Genomic DNA, 19,533 nt, shown 5'->3' on the forward strand with positions numbered 1-19,533 from the left:
GGGGACGGGAAGGTGTTCTCTACACTCGACAGCACCGACAGGGACGCAAGCAGCACCGCGGGTGGACGCGGCGGGGCGCGGCTCGCCATTCTGTGGGTGAACGACGACGGGCGGCGCACCCGCAGCGTGCTCACGCGTGAGTTGATTCGCTTGGGGCGCGATCCGGACTGCTCGCCGCCACTCGAGGGCCGGCGTGTCTCCCGACACCATGCGGACGTCCGTAGCGACGGTCCGATTCACATCGTGCGCGACCTCGGGAGCAAGAACGGCGTCTACATCAACGGTCGAAAGACGCACGAGTGCCCGCTCGCTCCCGGCGACGTGATCCGACTCGGCGACTGCGTCGGGGTCGTGGCCGCGCCGCCGAACGCCGACGGAACCTCGACGCACCGAGAAATCGCGCCTGGGGTGTTCGGTGGTGCGTTGCTCAGCGCCGTGCTCGGGCCGGTCGAGCGAGCCTCGGCGTCCAAGCTGCCGATCGTGCTCCAGGGCGAGACGGGAACCGGCAAGGAGTACGTTGCACGTTCCATCCACGATTGGAGCGGACGCCGGGGTCCGTTCGTTGCCATCAACTGCGCTGCCCTGCCGGAGTCACTGGCGGAGGCCGAGCTGTTCGGTTATCGCCGCGGGGCGTTCACGGGCGCGACGCAAGCGAGCGAAGGCCACTTTCGCGCGGCCAATCACGGCACGCTTCTCCTCGACGAGGTGCTCGAGTTGCCGCTGCCGCTGCAGGCCTTGTTGCTCCGCGTGCTCGAGGAAAGTGCCGTCGTGGCATTGGGTGAGTCCTGCCCCCAGCCGATTGACGTTCGCGTCGTGTGTGCCAGCCAAGCGCCGATCGCCGAGGCCGTGGCTGACGGAAGATTCCGGGGGGATCTGCACGCGCGCCTGGCGGGGCTCGTCGTCGAGCTGCCTCCACTGCGCGAGCGCCACGGCGACGTGCCGTATCTGTTCGCGGAGATCCTTCGGGCAGAGAGCGGCGGGCGGCCCCCCGCCGTTTCGGCCGAGCTACTCGAGTCGCTCTGCTGTCATGATTGGCCCTACAACGTTCGTGAGCTCGCGCTGCTCGTGCAGCGGATACTGGCGCTGCACGGGGAAGAACCCCTGCTCCGTCGCGCTCACCTTCCGAAGCATCTGCGGGATCCGCTCTCTCGCGAACGGGCGGGCGCGGACCGGACGGAGGAGCCGAGCTTGGAGCGACTCGTCGACTCGCTTCGTGCGCACGATGGCAACGTCTCGCGCGCCGCGGTCTCGCTCGGCGTGACGCGGCAGCGAGCGTATCGGATGTTGGAGGGCAACGACGCGCTGCTCAGCGAGATCCGCCGCAACACCAACGGCCGCGGAAAGCGCTCGCCAACATGAGCGACCAGGATCGCCAGCTGGGCGCGGAGTCGGATGCGTCGTTCGAAGCCGACGTAGCGATTCGTTCGCGCCTCGGCGTGGAGCTTCCCGGAGGCTTCCGCGTGCGACGTTTCATCGGTCGTGGCGGCATGGGTGCCGTGTTCGAGGCACGACGCCGCGGCGACCCACGCAAGTACGCCATCAAGTTCCTGCACCCCGAGCTGGCTGGGCGTGCCAGCTCGGTCGCGCGGTTTCGTCGCGAAGCCAACATCCTTGCAGCCCTGGACAACGAGCACATCGTCGCTGTCCGGGATGTGGGCCACGCGGACGATGCAGCTCCCTTCATCGCGATGGAGCTCTTGCGAGGCCAGAGCTTGCGGGCGCTCTTGTCGCGAACCGTGCCGGTGCCGACGCGGCGGGCTGTGGAGCTCGCGGTTCAGGCTTGTCGAGGGCTGGCCGCCGCGCATGCTCGCGGCATCGTGCACCGGGACCTCAAGCCGGAGAATCTGTTCGTCGCGCGTCGAGACGACGGCACGGACTGGGTGAAGGTGCTCGATTTCGGGATTGCCAAGCTGCTGGATGGTGAGCTTGTGACGAGCGCGGAGACCCAATCCGGTGCGCTGCTCGGCACGCTCTCTTACATGGCGCCGGAGCAGGTCCGCGGCGAGCCCGATCTGGACGGCCGTGTCGACGTCTACGCCATCGGCTGCATCCTGTACGAAATGCTCACCGGACAGCGCGCACACTTCGGCGCGCGACCACACGAAGTGCTCTACCACGTCCTCCACCGTAGACCTCCGCCGCTCCGAGACGCGAGGCCTGATCTGCCGCCCGAGCTGCTCGAGGCCGTGGAGCGGGCGACCGAAAAAGATCTGCGAGTGCGCAGCGCCAACATCGAAGCCTTGCTGCAAGAGCTGGAGCAAATTGCCGCGCATCAGCTCGGCTCGCACCGGGATCGTGAGCCGGTGCGTTCGGTGCTCGGAGCGGACGATGCCACGCTGACCGATGCGCCAGCGAGTGCAGGGGCTTCGCTCTCGGCGTCACAGTCGAGTGCAGGCGGGAGCGCGGTGGCCGACGTCGTCGGGGCGCAGCCGGTTTCGAACAAAAGTTGGTGGTGGCCGGTGTTGCTGGTGTGCGCGCTCGGGTTCGGTGTCTGGGCGGGAAGACGCGGCAGCAGCGAAGCTCCAGCGCCGCCCCGCGAGGCCGCAGTACGGTCTTCCCCAAGCGTCGGCGGGAGCGTTCCGAATCCCGCAATTGCTAGCGCAGCGCCGCGCGGTGCGGTGGACCCTCCCCCGCCGAGCGTGGAGCCGGCAGCTGCGGAGAGCAGGCCTGCGCCGCCGTCGGTCAGGGCGGAGACGCCGCGTGTTCTTGCGAAGGTTCCACCCCCAACGGCTTCGCTCGTCTCGCCCAAGGCCGAGGCGCCGGTGTTGGAATTGAAGCCCGTGCCTGCCGCGAGCGCGCCCCTGCAGTTCGAGCGCCACAACCCCTACGAGTGAGCCATGCAAAGCGCATTCATGGGCGTGGTCCGCGCAAGCGCGCTCTTGCTTTGTGCGCTGCTGATCATCTCGAGTGAGGCGCGAGCACAGCCCGCGGACGATGCTGGTGCTGAGCCGCCTCCGGTTGAACCGAGTGACACGGTGGCAGCAGACGAGGCAGCCAAGGCTCGGGCGCGCGAGCACTTCAATTTGGGGCTCGAACATCTGGATGCGCGGCGGTACGCCCGCGCCCTCGCCGAGTTCCAGGAGGCCTATCGCGAGAGCCCACACCCCGTCGCCCTCTACAATGTTGGACTGGCGCAGATCGCCCTCGGGGATCCAATCGCTGCGGTCGATACGCTCGAGAGGTACCTCCGAGAGGCAGAGGCGGCGGGCGGGCTGGACACGGCCAGGCGCGACGAAGTGGAACGATTGGTGAAGGGCCAGGCAATGCGGGTCGCCGTTGTGCGCTTCGACGTGCGACCCATGGGAGCGGCGGTCACCCTCGACGGCCGCGAAGTTCCGGCGGCGGCTCTCGACGCCCCGCATCGTGTGCTGGTCGGAGAGCATCGCCTGCGCGTCAGGCTCGCCGGTTACGAAGCTCAGGAGCTCTCCGTCCACCTGACCGGGCGGGAGGAACGCACGCTGCACGTTGCGCTCGTCCGGGGCGCGACTTCAAAACCGGTTGTTTCAAGGGGAGCGGGGCCGCCGGTGCGGGCCGACGACGCGTCGACCTGGCGCACGGTTTCTTACGTGCTTGGAGGAACCGGTCTGGCCATGGGACTGACCTCGGGCGGGCTGTACTTCTACAACCGCGGGCGATACTCGGACTATCAGAGTGAAAAGGCAGCCATCGATCGCGCTTGGCCCTCCGCCACGCAGAACGACCTATCCGCGCTCGAGGGGCGACGCGGGCGGAACGCTGATCTGCTGGACTCTGTGCAGACCGTCGACGGTTGGACCGTGGCTTTGGCGATCACCGGCGGGGTGATGTTGGCGTCGGGCGGAGCCCTCTGGCTCGGGAGCGGCACGACCGCCGCGACCCCAGTCGCTGGTTGGTCCCCCGGCGCCGCCCGGGTCGGGGTTCGCGGGCGATTTTGACGGGGTGGTGTCCGCTGGCGTCCGCCGGACGACCGTGGACGGCCTTGGGGGCTCCCCCAAGGTAGCGAGCGCGAACCATCCCGCTCGATTCTGCGCTGGCCCACCAATTGCTCCCTCGCTGGTGCCGGGAGGGACAGCCTTGCTCCACGCGAATGGTCGATTGAGCGCAGACGAACGACACGAGGACGCGCACTGCCGAGTCGAGGCAGACGGGCCAAGTGGCCGGGACGGGCCGTGCACGGAATTGTGCGAACAGTTCGTCCCGGCAAGCTGGTGCGCGAAGAGCGCCTTGCCGTTTGCGATGCGTGCGGCGGGCGCGTCGAGCGCCGTGTTCTTCGAGCCACGCCGCGTCAGGGACGGGTGGCTGGTGGAGCGCTTCGACTCGAGCGGACTGAGTGCGCCGCGGGCCTTCGAGTCCCGGCTTCGTGAGTTCCTCCGCAGCGCACCGGCTCGGTTCGCGAGCTACAATGCGCTCTGCCCGGCGCTACGAGATCGTAACGTCGTGACGAGTCGTGCTGCCGTCGCGCGCCGCATGGCAGTCGAATCGATCCCGATACAACAGGAGGTGTTTGCTCGGTCGGAGCTCGCCCACCACGATCAGCTGCGCGTGGTCCTGTGTGAGCGGGAAGAGGTACTGGGTGTTCTATTTACGTTCTCGCCCCGGCGCTTCGAGCGTGGGAGCCAACGCATGCTGCGACGGCTCGTGCCGACCCTGCGAGAGCGGCTCGCGGCATCCCGCCAGCTGGCGGATTCTGCCGCGGTCGGCGAAGCACTCGGCGCGGCGCTCGAAGCGATCCCCGGATTGGCTCTGGTCGTAGATGCCCGCGGGGTCGTGCATCGAGCCAACTCGGTCGCCCTGCTCGAGCTTCAGCGCGACGGAAGCGAGCTACGACGTTCAATCGTCGAAGCCGCCCGCTTCGGACAGAGTGAGTCGTTTCGCCTCACACGCCTGGGTTCTCAAGGCGGTCCTGCGCGCTACTTGGTCGTGTCCCGCCCGAAACCGGCGGACGCTGGTTTCGCTGTCGAGCTCGCGGTTCGTCGCTGGGGTGTCACGAGCAAACAGGCGGCTGTGCTGAGGCTGCTCGCGCGCGGGCAGGCCAACAAGACCATCGCCGCGACCCTCCAGTGCGCCGAGAACACCGTCGAGTATCACGTCACGCGCCTGCTCACGAGGGCCCGGGTGGAGAGTCGTGCGGAGCTGATGGCGGAGCTGATGGTTCGGGACGGCGGGTGAGCCTCCGGCTTCATCCAAAAGCTGCGCTCAACGCCGTTCTCGTCCTAGGGAAGATTTTCGGCGGCGGAGAGCATCGGATTGGAGCGCACGCGCAAGCTCAGCTGGCCGCGCGTTGGGCGGCGGGGCCGCCGGCTTGGGCTCCCTGTGGGACCTCGACCACGTCGAAGGTCCACAGGTACCGATGGTCGACGTCGAACGCCTTGGTCCCGCTGGCGCCTTGAACCCCCGGCGCGGAGGCTTCGAAGCTGTACTGTCCCGGCGCGAGTCGCTCGGACTGGGTCGCGCCGGCCTGCGCTTCGATCGTCCGCGACTCGGGCCCGGATAGCACCAGCCGCACCACCAGCTGAGCCTTGTTGACGATCACGATTTCCGGATTCCCGAGGCCGGCCACGCGCTGCTCTTGGAATGGTCCCGACTGTTGCGGAGGTGGGGGGTGGCAGGAAGCGAGCAGCGCAGCCATCGTGAGGGTTCGGACAGAAACACGCAGAAACACTGTGAGGGAGCTCATGTCGAGATCCACTCGCACAGGCCTGACGCGCGCAATCGAGGCAACCCCCAATTCTGAGCGAGCGTGAACGCTCCCCGGGGCGTGAGAAGAAACGCTCTGCGAACCTCTCAGAGCGGTGCTGCGCGGGGTGTGAATCGAGGTCCGCAGCGTCAACGCTGCCGCCTGCCGACACTTGGGGGTCTCCCCAGTAGATGGCGCGCTGCGCTGGCGGTCCAATGTGTGGTTGAGCGAGTGTCTGCACGAATTCTCAACAACGGTTGGCTTGCCGGCACGGTGGAACGGTGAGCGGCGAGCGACCGAGCCTGGTCACTCGGGAGGGTGATTTGCTAGCCGGCAAATACCGGCTGGTTCGTGAGCTCGGTTCCGGCGGAATGGGTGCGGTCTACGAGGCCAAACACGAGCTGATCGGCCGGCGGTTCGCGGTGAAGTTTCTGCACCCGGAGTTGACCAAGAGCGAGGACATGCTCGCGCGCTTCCGGCGCGAAGCGCAGGCCGCTGGGGCGCTGGAGAACGAGAACATCGTTGCCGTCACGGACTTCGGTTTTGCGGACGACGGGGCACCGTACATGGTGATGGAGCACCTGGCCGGCGAGGACGTGCGGTCCGTCTTGACGCGCGAAGGGCGCCTCTCGGTCACGCGAGCCGTCTTTCTGGTGATCCAGGCGTGTCGAGGTCTCTCCGCGGCGCACGCCCGGGGGATCATCCATCGCGACCTCAAGCCCGAGAACCTGTTCCTGACGCACCGCGGGGACGGAGGCGAGTTGCTCAAGATCCTCGATTTTGGCATTGCGAAGCTACGCGGCAGTGTGACCAGCGGCGCGTCGACCCGGGCGGGGGTCATGATGGGCACGCTCTTCTACATGCCGCCTGAGCAGATCCGCGGTGCCAAGGACATCGACCATCGAGCTGACATCTACGCGATGGGCGCGATTCTGTACGAGCTCTTGTCGGGGCAAGTGCCTCACCCCGGCGAGCAGGTGCACGTCATCATCTACCACATCCTGCACGAGGCGATCGCTCCGCTCGCGGCGCTGAGACAGGATGTCCCCAGTGGACTTGCCGAGGCCATCAGCCGAGCGTTGGCCCACGATCCGCATGAGCGGCACGCGAGCGTCGATGAGCTTGCGCGCGCGCTCATCCCGTTCGCGGGCCGTCACATCACGCCTCTCGAATCGCTGCGGCCGGCGGAGAGTGTCGAGCCCTCCGAAGTGTCCGCCCCACTCGTCGAGACGATAACGGACTCGGGAGTCTTCGGCGCCGGCGAGACCGCGTTGGTCTCACCGGCCTCCGCTGCCGGACTGTCTTCGGAGGCGAGTGCAGCTGCGACGGAGCGCGGTGTGGGCAACGAAACCCAACAAGCTCTGGTTGCCGCGGGGATCCGCCAAAGCGCGATGCGCCCCCGGCGCCGCTGGCAGACCATTGGCCTCGTCACTTCTGCATTCGTCGCGATCTCGGCCTTCGTCGTATTTCGCGCGACCGCTCGGAATCCGGGCGCGCCGAACGCGGCGCCTGAACTGTCAACGACTGCGCTGGACACGTCGCCGGCGCCGCCCCCGCAACCCGCGGTCCAAGAAGCGGAGAGCGGCTCGCCCCAAGCTCCGGACGCCGGGGCAGATGAGCCGGAAAACGCGCTGGTCACGCCGGGCGCAAAGGGCAGCCGTTCGGGGCCGCTCGTTGCCAAGGGCAAGGCGCCAGATGCTGCCGCGCCCAGCCCAATCTCGCCACCGCCGGTGACGACCGCCCCCGTGACGAAGCCGGGCCGTCCGCCGCCCAAGTTCGATCGAGAAAACCCCTACCGGTAGTCGTGCAATGATGTCATCTCGAACTCTCGACTGGAGCAAGCCGTCTCGCCGCTTCGCAGTCGCCCTCTTGTTTGCGGTGGCGACGCTGTGCGCCGGGGCTGCAGCCTGGGCCGATGATGACAAAGCTCAGGCGCGCAAGCACTTCGATCGAGCGCTGGAGTTGACGGACGAAGGCGCGCTACGCGAGGCGGTCGTCGAGTTTCGGCGTGCCTACGAGATCAGCCCGCACTATTCGGTGCTCTACAACCTCGGGATGGCCTACGTGGGGTTGGGCCGGCCGGTCGAGGCGGTGGACGCCCTCGAACGCTACCTGTCTGAAGGAGGCGCCGAAATCGCCGAGACCAGGCGAGCTCAGGTTACGGCGGATCTCGGTCGCCAGAGAGCCCGCATTGCCGAGGTCACGGTGACCGTGAAACCAGACGGCGCGTCGGTGCTGCTCGATGGCGTTCCGCTCGCGCTGACGCCTCTGGAATCCCCAGTCCGCCTGGGCATTGGTCGGCATGAGATCAGCATTCGGAAGGATGGTTTCAAGCCCATCGATCGTTCGATCACGGTAGCCGGTGAGGAGCGCACCAGCCTTCGGATCGAGCTCGTTCGGACAGACAGCCCGCGGGGAGCTGCCGGTGTGGGACAACTGGTGCTCCGCTGTGGCATCCCTGGAGTGGACGTCGTCGTGGATGACCGCGTCCTCGCCAAGACGCCCCTCTCGGCGCCCCTGCTGGTGCCGCAAGGCGTTCACGACGTCGTGTTTCGCCGACCCGGATACACGACGAGCCGCTCCGCCGTGACCGTCTTGGATGGCGCGACCGATCCGGTGGAGTGCCAAATTGCGCCCCAGACTCGGCTGCCCAATTCCCTTGCCGCGCACGTCAGCGTGGCCGCGAGCGAGCCGGGTGCGAAGGTCTTCGTGAACGGTTTGCCGGTGACTGCCGACAGCATGTTGCCCGTCGGTCCGCATCGCCTCGAGGTCTCCCGAGCTGGATTTCGCTCGTGGACCCTCGATCTCGCGTTGTCGCCGGGCGAGCGCCGTAGTGTACGAGCTCAGCTGGTGCCGACTCCGGACACGCTGCGCGACTACAAGTCACGCGCGAAGACGCAGCGCACCCTGGCTTGGGTTGCGGGTGGGGCGGGGCTCGCGCTTGGGGCGGTGGCGGTGGGAACGTTCATCTGGAATGACGGGCGCTTCAGTGAGTGGGAGCGGGAAAACTCGGCTCTCGATGGAGAGTGGTCGAAGTCGCCCCCGCATCCCCCCGATCTCTCGCAGCGGCAGCAGGAGAATGACGACCGACTGAGCTCCATCCAGGCCTGGGACAAGGGTGTGGTGGGTCTAGGCATCGCTGGCGGGGCGCTGCTCGCCACGGGTGTCGTGCTGTGGGTCACCGGTGACGATCCCGGTCGATACGACGGGCTGAGTATGGAGAGCGCCGGTCGCGATGGCGCGCGACTGCATTTCACGCGCCGCTGGTGAAGGCGAGCACCGACTCCGGCCAACTCGGGCGAGCGCGGCCGGATTGGGGCTGTCCCCAGTGGAAGATTCGAGCGTGTCGTCGTGCAATCAAGTTGGGCGCACTCGCGGTGCGCGTCCGAAGGAGTGATTCATGCGAAGCGGACTTCTCGTATTCATGTTGGCCGGCACGACGCTCATCACGAATGGCTGTCACGACGGTGAGCTCGGGCGTGGGCTGGGCGCGACGTGCGACGAGAGCTCAGCGTGCCGCGAGCCGTACCTCTGCGAGTATGGGCGTTGCCGTCCCGAGTGTCAGCTCGACAAGGATTGCCCCGGCGGTGCGTGTGTGCCTTCGAGCGGCGACCCGGACGTGAACGTCTGCACGACTCCCGCTGAGAAGGGCTGCTCACCCACGAGTTGCCCTTCCGGTTTGTACTGCGGTGCGGACGGCAACTGCCGCGCCGGGTGTGACGCCACCCATGCTTGCCCCGGCGCCAAAGTGTGTGTCGAAGGAACGTGCTTCGACGACGAACCGACGGACAGCGGACTCGGGGGTAGCTCTGGCAGCGGTGGCTCGAGTGGAGCCGGAGGTTCGGGGGGCCTCGCGGGTGGTTCGGGAACGGGCGGGGACGCGGGTGACGCCGGCGTCGATGCTTCGTCTGGAGGTACCAGTGGCACTGGCGGAGCGACCGGTGGAACTGGCGGAGCGACCGGTGGATCCGGCGGAGCAACCGGTGGAACTGGTGGAGCGACCGGTGGAACCGGCGGAGCGACCGGTGGAACCGGCGGAGCGACCGGTGGAACCGGTGGAGCGACCGGTGGAACTGGTGGAGCGACCGGTGGAACTGGTGGAGCGACCGGTGGAACCGGTGGAGCGACCGGTGGAACCGGCGGAGCGACCGGCGGCACTGGTGGAGCGACCGGTGGAACCGGTGGAGCGACCGGTGGAACCGGCGGAGCGACCGGCGGAACGGGTGGAGCGACCGGCGGAACGGGCGGCGCGACCGGCGGAACGGGCGGCGCGACCGGCGGAACGGGCGGCGCGACCGGCGGAACGGGCGGCGCGACCGGCGGAACGGGCGGCGGGATCGGTGGCACTGGCGGAACCGGCGGAGCGACCGGTGGAACGGGCGGAGCGACCGGGGGAACCGGCGGCACGGGTGGAGTCACCGGCGATCCGGGCTGGCTCGCTTACGTCTCCGACGAGAGCGGCACCTATCAGCTCTGGCTCGCCAAAGACGATGACAGTCACAAGGTCCGCGTCACCAACGACTTTTCGAACAACAACACCGACACCAACGCGCTCCTCTTCCCGCGCTTCTCCTGGAATGGACAGCACCTCGCGGTGGTCTCGAAACGAACCGGGCCTGGTGCGTGGGCGTCGGGAGCGTGGCGGCTCTGGATGCTCGACCCCGACGGAGGCGCAGTGACGGACGTGGCGTCGCTCGGCGCCGGCCCCTTCGCCTACAGCTGGGAGGGCGACAGCACCCACATCCTCTACTCACCGCACTCGACGTGCTCGGAGAACATTGTGCGGCTCGACGCCGTCAACGCCGGCTCGCCGACGACCTTGTACGATGTGAGCGGTATCGCGTCGGATCCGGGGGTCCGCCCCACGAATAACAGCCAAATCCTCTTCAACGAGCAGGCGTGTGCCTCTGGGGGTTGGGATCGCCTGCTGACGTTGCCCGGGAAGACCGTGACCGCGCTTCCGAGCGTACCCCAGGGCAAGGCGCGGGGTGCGCAGTGGGCGTCGGACGGGTCGCGCTTCGCGTACGCCAACGGCAAGGATCTGTACGTCCACGATCTGAGCACGCCGACTCTGGTCTATTCGGACCCGACGCCCGGCGCCACCTTCTACCAGCCCGCGTTCGGTCGGAACGACACGATGCTGTACGCGCAGCGGTATCTGGCGGGGGCCAAGGACCAAATCGTTGCCATCAACATCGCGACTGGCACGGCTACCCCGCTCGGCGTCGGTGGTTACCCGCTCGGGGTCAGCTGGGCGAAGCTCGCGACCTACCCGGACTTCGACGGCGACGGGATCGGCAACGGTATCGACCCAACGCCGAACGGCGCGGTGGGCAGTTGGACCAACATGAACCCGTCGCCCAACCCGGGTAAACGCGCAACCGTCATGGCCTATGATGCAGCTCACGGCTACACGCTCCTGTACGGCGGTTATGGCGCGGGTAACGTCATCAATGGCGATACCTGGACCTGGAACGGAACGACCTGGACCAAGCTGAGCCCCGCAGTGAGCCCGCCTGCTGGCTACAGCCACTGCATGGTGTACGACAGCGCTCGACAGCGGGTCGTGCTGGTGGGCGGCCAGAACGCAACGACCTTCTTCTACGACACGTGGGAGTGGAACGGCAGCACCTGGACCAAGGCAACCACGGCGACGAGCATCAACACCATTGGCAACAAGTGCGCCTTCGACTCCAAACGCGGCGTCACCGTGCTGTTCGGGCCGACGTATCCGGCCACCACCTATCGAACCTGGGAATACAACGGCATCAACTGGACCCAACTCACGCCGACGACAACCCCAACCAGCAGCGGAGGGATGGCCTTCGACTCCAAGCGCGGTGTCACGGTGCAATTCACGTGGACGACGGGAGAGACCTTCGAATGGGCTGGCACCAATTGGTCCAAGATCGCCACGTCCACGGTGCCGCCACACACCACACCGGCTGCAGGTGGCGACGTGACGGATCTGACCTACGACGTCGACCGCGGGGTGGTGGTGCTGTTCGGTGGCGAAAACCGGAGCACTAATCCGACTTCCTACTACGACGACCTTTGGTACTACGACGGTTCTGACTGGAAACTGGTACCCCAAACCACCAAGCCAGCCAAGCGAGACATGTGCGGCCTCGCCTACGACACGACACGTCAGTCGCTCGTAATGTTCGGCGGGTTCTTGGGTGAAGGACTCTGGCAAGCCGGGGACACCTGGGAGTACAAGTGAGCGCGCCGAGTCTCGCGACGCGGGATTGACCCGTCGAGCGTCGCCCGCAATCGCCAAGCGTCCCTTCTCGTGTAGAATCCATCACGATGGCGCCCCGATCTTGCCGAAGCGCACTCGGCCTGACTCTGCTCGCTCTGCTCGTCACCTCCGCGTGCTCGGACAGTAACGGCATCGAGTCCCACGCGCCCAAGGCGTCAGGTGGCGCGGCTGCCAAGGACGCCTCGACCTCCGATGCCTGGGCGGGCGCTGGTGGCATCGCCGGGGAGGCGGGGTCCACGGGGGTCGGCGGCGCGGCGGGTTCTTCCGGGGCCGCCGGCTCCGGTGCCGGCGCCGATGCGGGCGTGTTCGACTCGGATCTCCCCGGTTGCGGTGACAGTGTGTGCTCGGCCGGGGAGAGCTGCGCAAGCTGCTCCGTCGACTGCGGCGCTTGTCCGACCAGCTGCGGCGACGCGAGCTGCAACGCCGGCGAAACTTGCTCGAGCTGTCCCGGGGATTGCGGCGCCTGCCCGCCCACCTGCGGCGATGGCGCGTGCAACGGCAGTGAGAGCTGCTCGACGTGCTCTCTGGACTGCGGCGCCTGCCTGCCGACGTGCGGCAACGGTTCCTGCGAAACCGGTGAGAGCTGCGCCACCTGCCCCGCGGATTGTGTGGTGGCCGCCTGTCCCGCGCCGACCGGTGTGAAAGAGGGGGGTGGGCTGAAGGCCATCAACACCTGCGCCTTCCCCATGGCCGACACCAATGTCTGGACGGCCCAGGGCGCGATCGTTTCGGGGCTCGCCGCGGTGCTGACGAAGCGCAGCGTCTCGTACGTCGTGGGTGACGCGAACCGCCAGGGTGTCGCGGTGTCCTCGGTGCCCGGCCTCTCCAGCGTGCATCGCGGTATGCGCTGGGACACCGGTGACGTGAACGTCACCTACTGGATCCCCCAGGGCATCAGCGGCAGCGGGGACTCCATCGCGGCGCCCATCGGTGGCAAATCGATCGTGCTGGTGAGCTGGTACTACGACGGTGCTTCGCCCGACAAAGGGGTGAGGATTGCCTTCGTCGACGCGGCGACCAAGAAGTACCGCTTCGCGTTGCTCGTCGAGCCGTACATGAACGGCACGCGCCCGGACTTCAAGGCCTTCGTCTCGCACGCGGGCGGGATCGCCTGGTACGGAAACTACCTGTACGTCGCGCAGACCTCGCAGGGCTTCCGGGTGTTCGACATGTCCCGCATCCTGCAGGTCGCGACGGACGCGGACACGATCGGCTACAGCTCGGGCGCGGGTGTGTATCGCGCGCACAAGTACAAGTACGTCATCCCGCAGATCGGCGCGTACAAACACGAATCGGCGTGCGTCCCGGTGTTCTCGTTCGCGGCGCTGGATCGCGCGACCTCCCCGCCGAGCCTCGTCTCCGGCGAGTACGTGGCGGGTCAGCCGAACGGGCGCCTGTACCGCTGGTCGCTCGACCCCGCCACAGGGCGCCTGGCTGGCGGAAACCTGTTCGTGCCGAAGGAAGCGTTCTATTCGGGTCAGAACAACAATCAAGGCGCGGTGCCTGCCTACGGGCGCTGGCTGCTCTCGTCGAGCGCCCCAGCGAACGGCAAGGGAGCGCTCTACCGCACCGCGGTGGGCAGCTCATCGACCTACGCTTGGACCAATGCACCCGAAGATCTCTACATCGACGTGTCGACGGGTGAGCTCTGGGGCCTCAGCGAAGCCCAGGGAGCTCGCTACGTGTTTTCGCAGCTGGTGTCGAAGTACAAGTGATTCGGGCGGTCGCCACGCGCTGATGTAGGTCTGGCAGCTCACTCCCCCGCGCGCCACTTCTCGCGTAACATGAGCTACGTGAGCTCGAGCAGAATGAAGACGGGGCGATGGGCGGCGCTCTCGCCGTTCGTGTTGACGCTGGCACTGACGGCTTGTGGTGGCGGTGGCGACGACGGCGGCAGCACCGGTGGCGCTGGCGGCGCTGGTGGCTCGGGCGGTGGCGGTGGCTCCGGCGGAACCGGCGCAACGTCGTCGGGCGGCACTGGCGCTTCGTCCACCGGCGGGTACACCGGCACCAACCCCAACGTCGCGTGCACGGGTAAGCTCGAACCCGAGAAGCCAACCGGACAGGTGGAGACCGTCGGCGACGGCACCGCAGCGAGCTGCACCGAGCAAGCGCTGCACGACACGCTCGCAAAGCTGAACGCCGTCGCCGGAGGAGGCACCCTGCTGTTCTTTTGCGGCGGACCGCACACCATCACTCTCACGAAGTCCGCGTTCGTCTCCAAGAAGATGATCATCGATGGCGGGGGTGAGATCACCCTGAGCGGCGGCAACGCCGTGCGTGTGATCGAGCTCGACCACCACATCGACTTCGTGGTCCAGAGGCTCACGATCAAGGACGGATTTGTCGCCGCAGGCAGTGAGAACGAGAGTGGAGCGGGCCTCTTGCACCCGTGGTTCGGCACGCTCGAGGCCATCGACGTCACCTTCGAGAACAACCACAGCGCCAGCGTCGATCATGATGTGGGCGGCGGCGCCATCTACGCGGGCGGACTCACCAAGGCCGTGCTCTCCGGCTGCACCTTCAGCAACAACAGCGGCTCGACCGGCGGCGGCGTGCTCAGTCGCAGCACGAACCTCAGCGTGGTCAACAGCGTCTTTTACGGGAACTCGGCCACGACCGACGGGGACAGCGGCCAGTACGGCAACGGCGGAGGTCTCTACATCGACCGCATGTGGCTCGACGCTCCCACCGACTTCGTGATCTGCGGCGGCGTGTTCGAGAAGAACCACGCCAAGGTGCACGGCAGCGCCTTCTTCTCCTACAACCTCGAGGGCAGCGGCGCGACGTTCGATCGCTGCACCTTCAAGGACAACGACATGGCCGGCAGCAAGAGCGGCGGCACCGGCAGCGTGTATCACGAGGGCGTGCCGCTCCTGCTGATCAACTCGACCTTCTCGGGAAACGTCACCGGCGCCCACGCAGGCGGGCTGTTCCTCGGCGGCGGCACCGACGCAAAGGTCGAGAACTGCAGCTTCGACCACAACAAGACCCCCGGCAACGCCGGCGCGCTCTGGGCGGGCAACGGCAAGGTCGACGTGACCAACTGCACGTTCGCCGCGAACGACGCCGATTACGGGCCGGTCATCTTCAAGGGTCAGAGCGGAGCGGTGAAGCTGACCAACGTGGTGTTTGCCAACAACACCACCGCGAACGAGTTCAGCGCCCTGGCTTGCCACGAGACCTTCGAAGACGGCGGCGGGAACCTGCAGTGGCCCGACAAGAAGAACAACGGCAACGCCGACAAGCCCTGCGCGGCAGGCATCGTCTTCGCAGATCCGAAGCTCGGAGCGCTGGCCGACAACGGTGGTCCCACGGAGACGCTGTCGCTGCCGGCGGGCAGCCCCGCCATCGACATTGGCAAGGGGTGTCCCGAGCTCGATCAGCGAGGCAAACCCCGGGTCGGCGCCTGCGACTCCGGCGCGTACGAGTATCAACCCTGAGCGGCGCGGGTGGCGCAAGAACAGCAGGCGGAGACCGAGCGCACGCCTACCGAGCCCGCGCCGAGTGTGGAACACTCGAACTCGCCGTGCCCTCCCAGGTCGTCACCGGGTTCCTGGCGCCATCTCGGGCGGCAGGAGCGGCGCCGTCACTGCGGTACAACGCGTGTCGTCGGATTTGCCGACGCCGAACTGACGTTCCACCCGCTGCCTTTCCTCAGCAACGATGACGTCGCCGACGTGCTGGAGATCGCCCGCGCGCGCATTGTCGCGCTCTTGCGGCGCAAGGGCGTGATCGCGGACGACGACGCGAGCGGCGCGAGCATCGTCACGAGCGGCTCCGCCCTCGCCGACAAGGAGCCAGCGCTCGCCGAGCAGTAGCGTCCACCCTGGGCACCGCACCCGCCGGTCCAGCGCCGCGCCGTCGAGACCCCATCAAGCTCGGCAGCGGAGCGGAGCTCCTGCACACCAAGGCCCTGTGCCCCCCGTCGGGGATCACGAAGCGCGTCGCCGTCGAGCACGGCTTCTCGTTGCACGCGGCGACAACTGCGAGCGCCGGCGACGCCGCGGGACGAGAGGCATTGTGCAAGTACATGTTGTTCCCGCCCATCGCGCAGGAGCGTGTCCAGCTTCTCGGCAACGACGTCGTGCGCCTGGTCCTGAAGAGGCCTTTCAGCGACGGGACCTTCGCGCTCGACCTCGACCAGCTCGCGCTCCTGGTTCGGCTTGCGACGAGACGCGCGCTGACGCGCGTCGCACGCGCGGAGTTGCGCCTGGACACCGGCGCGGAGCCGCCGAACGCCCCGGGGTCGCCACGCTGCTGCCTTGCGCGGTAGCGCTCACACCGAAACCGGTCGGAACGCACCTTCCGCGTGCCCCGTCGCGCCCTGCAATCGTGGCCGAGCGCCGCGCGGGAGGGCGTTCATCCTACCTACGCGCGCCCGTCGACGTCGCTACTTGCCGGCAGCGCAGTCCGCCGCGCATTGCCAGTCCGCGATGCAGTTATTGCAATAACGATACGTCCCGCCCCCGGTCTCCGCCATCTCCTTCTTGCATGGGAAGTCGGGGGAAAACGGATCGCACTGCGCCGTGCCGAGACACCCGGCCTTGATCGCGCACAGGACGACGGGGCGCTCCAGAAGGCCCTGACAATCGTAAATGCATGTTCCACACGCGCACTGGGTGCACGCATTTTCCCCGCCGAGGTCGGCGAGGCACGGAGTCTTCGACTCGACATCAAATTTCCCGAAGCACTGACCATGCCAGCACACGGGCGGGGAGGGGCTTATTCCGCACGCGTACGGCGGCGGCGGGGGCAGGCACGCGTCGAGGGCTTTGGCCAGTGTGTCGAGCTCGACCTGGTCGTGGGCCGCGTTCAGATAGAATCCGCCCGCCGCGTCCGCCTCTTCGCTCGGGCTCGGGCAAACTTCTCTCACCACCGACCTGACTGGGACGAACACGCAATCGGCATCCGCTGTGCACGCCTTGTTCGCCTTCACAAAGGCGATCAGGTCCCATTGCTCTGTGGCACAGATCGCCGCGTCAGCCTCCGCAGAGCCGTCCAATGGAGAAGTGCCGCCCACTCCGCCGGGCCCTGGTTCCTTGGCGTTGTCCCCACAGCTGGCGCCGAGCACTGCGAGAAACACACCGGCGACCCAAATCCTGGCGATTCGCGCCACGCGCCTCCTCAGTACGAATCCCACGCGAGCCCAAACGTCGTCTGGGTGAGACCGTTCCAGCCGCCCATGTAAATCCGTACCGTGTAGTCCTTCTGGACGCCCGTCGTGTTGAAGTGGGAGATGTACTGGTAGTTGCTGCTCGCGTTCAACGCGGCGCGCACCAGTGTCGCGTTATCGTAGACAAACAGCCCGAAGAACGGATACGGGTCGGCAGTACACGAGCCGGAGCCGGGGTTCTGCGGGCAGGTGGGCCGGGTCTGCAAGAACGCCTCGGCTCGCAGCTCGACTCCGGCCGGCACGCGCGCGGCGTATTCCTCGATATAGAAGGTTCCCTCGGGCGTCCCAGACGAGGTGAGGACATGGTAGTCGTGAGCCGCGCGGCGCGCTGGACTGCCTCCGTGGACCCGCGACGAGGACTGGAGCACGAGGAGCGCATGGTATGCGTTCAGAAGGCCAGCGCCGTCGCGATCGTCCCAGCCATCGTGGAGATTGAGCGGCGTGTTGTCGAGATCCTGGTTCGCGCTCACCATCAATCCGGGAACCATCACCTCCGGCCAGGACACCAGCGCCGAGTTCGCCTCGTGGAGCGAGGCTGCGACGCCAGCGACCTGCGGCGCCGCGGCGCTCGTCCCTCCGGATACTGTCACGGTCCAGAGGTCGTGACAGTATCCGGTGACATCCTCGGAGATGGCGGCGATGTGCGGCACCTCGAAGCCCGCGGTCCCGGTGGGGTTCCGCCATGACTTCGCCGGATCCGTCGTGACCGAGGCTCTGTTGCTGCTTCCCGGTGGAGACTCCAGCGCTCCGCCTGTGACGAGGCCGTTCCGGTGGTGGGACGCGACGTCGGCCGCCGAGTTGTTTCCGGCCACGCCGACCACAATCGGGTAGGGAGACACGCTGGCCTTGTAGTCGAACAAGAAGTCGAGGGCCGTCCCTGGGCCAGTCGAGTCCGTCGTCAGGATCACCCGAGCGCCGTTGGTGGTCGCCCAATTCAGCGCGCTCGAGATCGAGTCCGGACCGTTGGTCTGGCAACCACCGAAGTGGTTCGCGGCGATGGTCGAGGCTTCGTTCGCCATCCCAAGGATCCCGGATGACCGACGGATGATCCCGGCGACATATCGAGGGTGGGAGTGCTTTGCCCCCGCCGCGCAATGGCACTTCTTCTGGGCACCGAAGTCGTCCGCGCAGGACCCCGCGACCGCGCCGGTGAGGTTGGCCCACGAATCCGGGCGCGTCTGCTCGAACAACGCAACGGTTTGTCCGGTGCCGTCGTGCCCGAAGAGTCCGTCCAGGTAACTGTCGAGCGTGGTGTAGTAGTAGGTATCCGACTGCGGCGTGAACCGCGTGGGCACGGGGTCGATCCGCCATACCTCCGGCCAGGCCCCGATCTGCTCGAAATCGGCGAGCTTCGCGCGCACACGGATGATGGGGATGCCGTACTCCTCGGGCGCGATCACGTCGGTCGCGATCTCGACGTCAGGCGAGGCTTGCAACTTCTTGGCGAGCGCAGCGGCGGCCGAGCGCATTCGGACCTCGCGCAACGACACTGCGACCGTCGCTGCCGAAGGCTCAGCGACCAGCCACTCCTTGTTGGGAGCGTCGCTCTCGTCGACGTAGAACCAAAGGTAGGCCTCGACCGGCTCCGCCGGTTTCTGTTCGAGCATCTCACGGAACGCCGGGTCGACGGAAGCGTGCCAGCCATGAAACGCCGCTCGATCGGCGTCGGCAAGCTGTGTGAATTCCACGGCCGCACCGGTCTTGGAATCGAGCGTGACAATCGTCGGCGCTTCGAGGCCTCCAGGCTTGCACAAGAGGCGCGTCACCGAAGCGCCGATGTACTCGAATCGGTGATGGTCTGTCACGAACACGCCGTTTAGACACGACGAGGGCGCTGTGGAGAGCAAGCCGTCAACGCCACCAGAAGTGGGGTCCGTTCCGTCAGGCGCACAAGCAATCAAGCCGTGCGAGAGCAGTGCGCTCAATGTCAAAAGTTTGCCCGATGCCCGACCATGACTTCAAGGTGTCACTTTGTGTCTTCCGCGTCAACGAAGCCGCCCCGCCTTGTCGAGGTGTCCCCTTCTGACCCCGGCCCCAGGGCTACGCGCTACCTCGACCGTGCGAGAAGTATGGCGACGGTCCGGCCTAGGCGCGGTTTTGAACATGCGAGTCGGGCGATGCACGTCGACGACATCGAAGGCCAGCGAGTTCCTCGACTCGCGTTTGATCGGTGGGCGCGGATCCTGGGCTGCGCGCGCGTCTCGCGTGCGACGCCAAGCCTGGAAACGATCGTCGAAATCCGCGGCGATTTGATCATGCCGTTCAGCAGCGTCCGGAGCGGGATTCCCGCTGCGCGGGCCCGGTGGGATGCACGATCGAAGCGCCGCGGTTCCGCTTGATCGCTTCCGCTGCCGGCGGGCAGCCCCGCCATCGACATTGGCAAGGGGTGTCCCGAGCTCGATCAGCGAGGCAAACCCCGGGTCGGCGCCTGCGACTCCG

15 protein-coding genes are annotated in these 19,533 nt (G+C 67.1%); 12 read left to right on the forward strand and 3 right to left on the reverse strand.

Annotation, left to right across the window (positions count from 1 at the left end):
- The first annotated feature begins 12 nt into the window (after window positions 1–12).
- The 4 genes from IPI67_37925 (at window position 13) to IPI67_37940 (ending at window position 5,148) form a co-directional block, all read left to right on the forward strand.
- Entirely contained in the window at window positions 13–1,359 is a 1,347-nt protein-coding gene (locus IPI67_37925; protein MBK7585952.1) for a sigma 54-interacting transcriptional regulator, read from the forward strand.
- Window positions 1,356–2,834, forward strand: coding sequence for a protein kinase (locus IPI67_37930; GenBank protein MBK7585953.1), 1,479 nt, complete (start codon window positions 1,356–1,358; stop codon window positions 2,832–2,834). Before IPI67_37925 ends, IPI67_37930 begins: the two co-directional genes overlap by 4 nt.
- Before the next feature lie 3 nt (window positions 2,835–2,837).
- Window positions 2,838–3,914 (forward strand): PEGA domain-containing protein, encoded by a 1,077-nt coding sequence (locus tag IPI67_37935; GenBank protein ID MBK7585954.1) that lies wholly within the window; start codon window positions 2,838–2,840, stop codon window positions 3,912–3,914.
- 301 nt (window positions 3,915–4,215) lie between these two features.
- Complete coding sequence (locus tag IPI67_37940) at window positions 4,216–5,148, forward strand: hypothetical protein (GenBank protein MBK7585955.1); 933 nt, start codon at window positions 4,216–4,218, stop codon at window positions 5,146–5,148.
- 97 nt (window positions 5,149–5,245) lie between these two features.
- Here the strand turns inward: IPI67_37940 and IPI67_37945 are convergent, their stop codons facing one another.
- On the reverse strand, window positions 5,246–5,656 hold the full coding sequence (locus IPI67_37945) for a hypothetical protein (protein ID MBK7585956.1): 411 nt from the start codon (window positions 5,654–5,656) through the stop codon (window positions 5,246–5,248).
- Window positions 5,657–5,937: 281 nt separating this feature from the next.
- Between IPI67_37945 and IPI67_37950 the strand changes: the two genes are divergently transcribed.
- The 7 genes from IPI67_37950 to IPI67_37980 all read left to right on the forward strand — a co-directional run bounded on the left by IPI67_37950 (window position 5,938) and on the right by IPI67_37980 (window position 16,194).
- Complete coding sequence (locus tag IPI67_37950; GenBank protein ID MBK7585957.1) at window positions 5,938–7,458, forward strand: serine/threonine protein kinase; 1,521 nt, start codon at window positions 5,938–5,940, stop codon at window positions 7,456–7,458.
- 10 nt (window positions 7,459–7,468) lie between these two features.
- Window positions 7,469–8,926: a PEGA domain-containing protein gene (locus IPI67_37955; protein MBK7585958.1), complete on the forward strand. Its 1,458-nt coding sequence runs from the start codon at window positions 7,469–7,471 to the stop codon at window positions 8,924–8,926.
- A gap of 130 nt (window positions 8,927–9,056) precedes the next feature.
- Window positions 9,057–11,879: a hypothetical protein gene (locus tag IPI67_37960; GenBank protein MBK7585959.1), complete on the forward strand. Its 2,823-nt coding sequence runs from the start codon at window positions 9,057–9,059 to the stop codon at window positions 11,877–11,879.
- Window positions 11,880–11,965: 86 nt separating this feature from the next.
- On the forward strand, window positions 11,966–13,633 hold the full coding sequence (locus IPI67_37965; GenBank protein ID MBK7585960.1) for a hypothetical protein: 1,668 nt from the start codon (window positions 11,966–11,968) through the stop codon (window positions 13,631–13,633).
- Window positions 13,634–13,711: 78 nt separating this feature from the next.
- Window positions 13,712–15,361, forward strand: a complete 1,650-nt coding sequence (locus IPI67_37970; protein ID MBK7585961.1) for a right-handed parallel beta-helix repeat-containing protein — start codon at window positions 13,712–13,714, stop codon at window positions 15,359–15,361.
- A gap of 9 nt (window positions 15,362–15,370) precedes the next feature.
- Window positions 15,371–15,739, forward strand: a complete 369-nt coding sequence (locus IPI67_37975; GenBank protein ID MBK7585962.1) for a hypothetical protein — start codon at window positions 15,371–15,373, stop codon at window positions 15,737–15,739.
- A gap of 149 nt (window positions 15,740–15,888) precedes the next feature.
- Window positions 15,889–16,194: a hypothetical protein gene (locus IPI67_37980; GenBank protein MBK7585963.1), complete on the forward strand. Its 306-nt coding sequence runs from the start codon at window positions 15,889–15,891 to the stop codon at window positions 16,192–16,194.
- A gap of 117 nt (window positions 16,195–16,311) precedes the next feature.
- Here IPI67_37980 and IPI67_37985 read toward each other — a convergent pair whose 3' ends face one another.
- Window positions 16,312–17,037 (reverse strand): hypothetical protein, encoded by a 726-nt coding sequence (locus tag IPI67_37985; protein MBK7585964.1) that lies wholly within the window; start codon window positions 17,035–17,037, stop codon window positions 16,312–16,314.
- A gap of 8 nt (window positions 17,038–17,045) precedes the next feature.
- The gene (locus IPI67_37990) at window positions 17,046–18,899 is read right to left on the reverse strand and encodes a S8 family serine peptidase (GenBank protein ID MBK7585965.1); all 1,854 of its coding nucleotides are present in this window, start codon (window positions 18,897–18,899) and stop codon (window positions 17,046–17,048) included.
- 312 nt (window positions 18,900–19,211) lie between these two features.
- Here IPI67_37990 and IPI67_37995 point away from each other — a divergent pair, with 312 nt between their 5' ends.
- Window positions 19,212–19,433, forward strand: a complete 222-nt coding sequence (locus tag IPI67_37995) for a hypothetical protein (GenBank protein MBK7585966.1) — start codon at window positions 19,212–19,214, stop codon at window positions 19,431–19,433.
- The last annotated feature ends 100 nt before the right edge of the window (window positions 19,434–19,533 follow it).

The organism is Myxococcales bacterium (genome assembly GCA_016706225.1).
In the GTDB taxonomy this organism is placed as follows: Bacteria; Myxococcota_A; Polyangia; order Polyangiales; family Polyangiaceae; genus JADJKB01.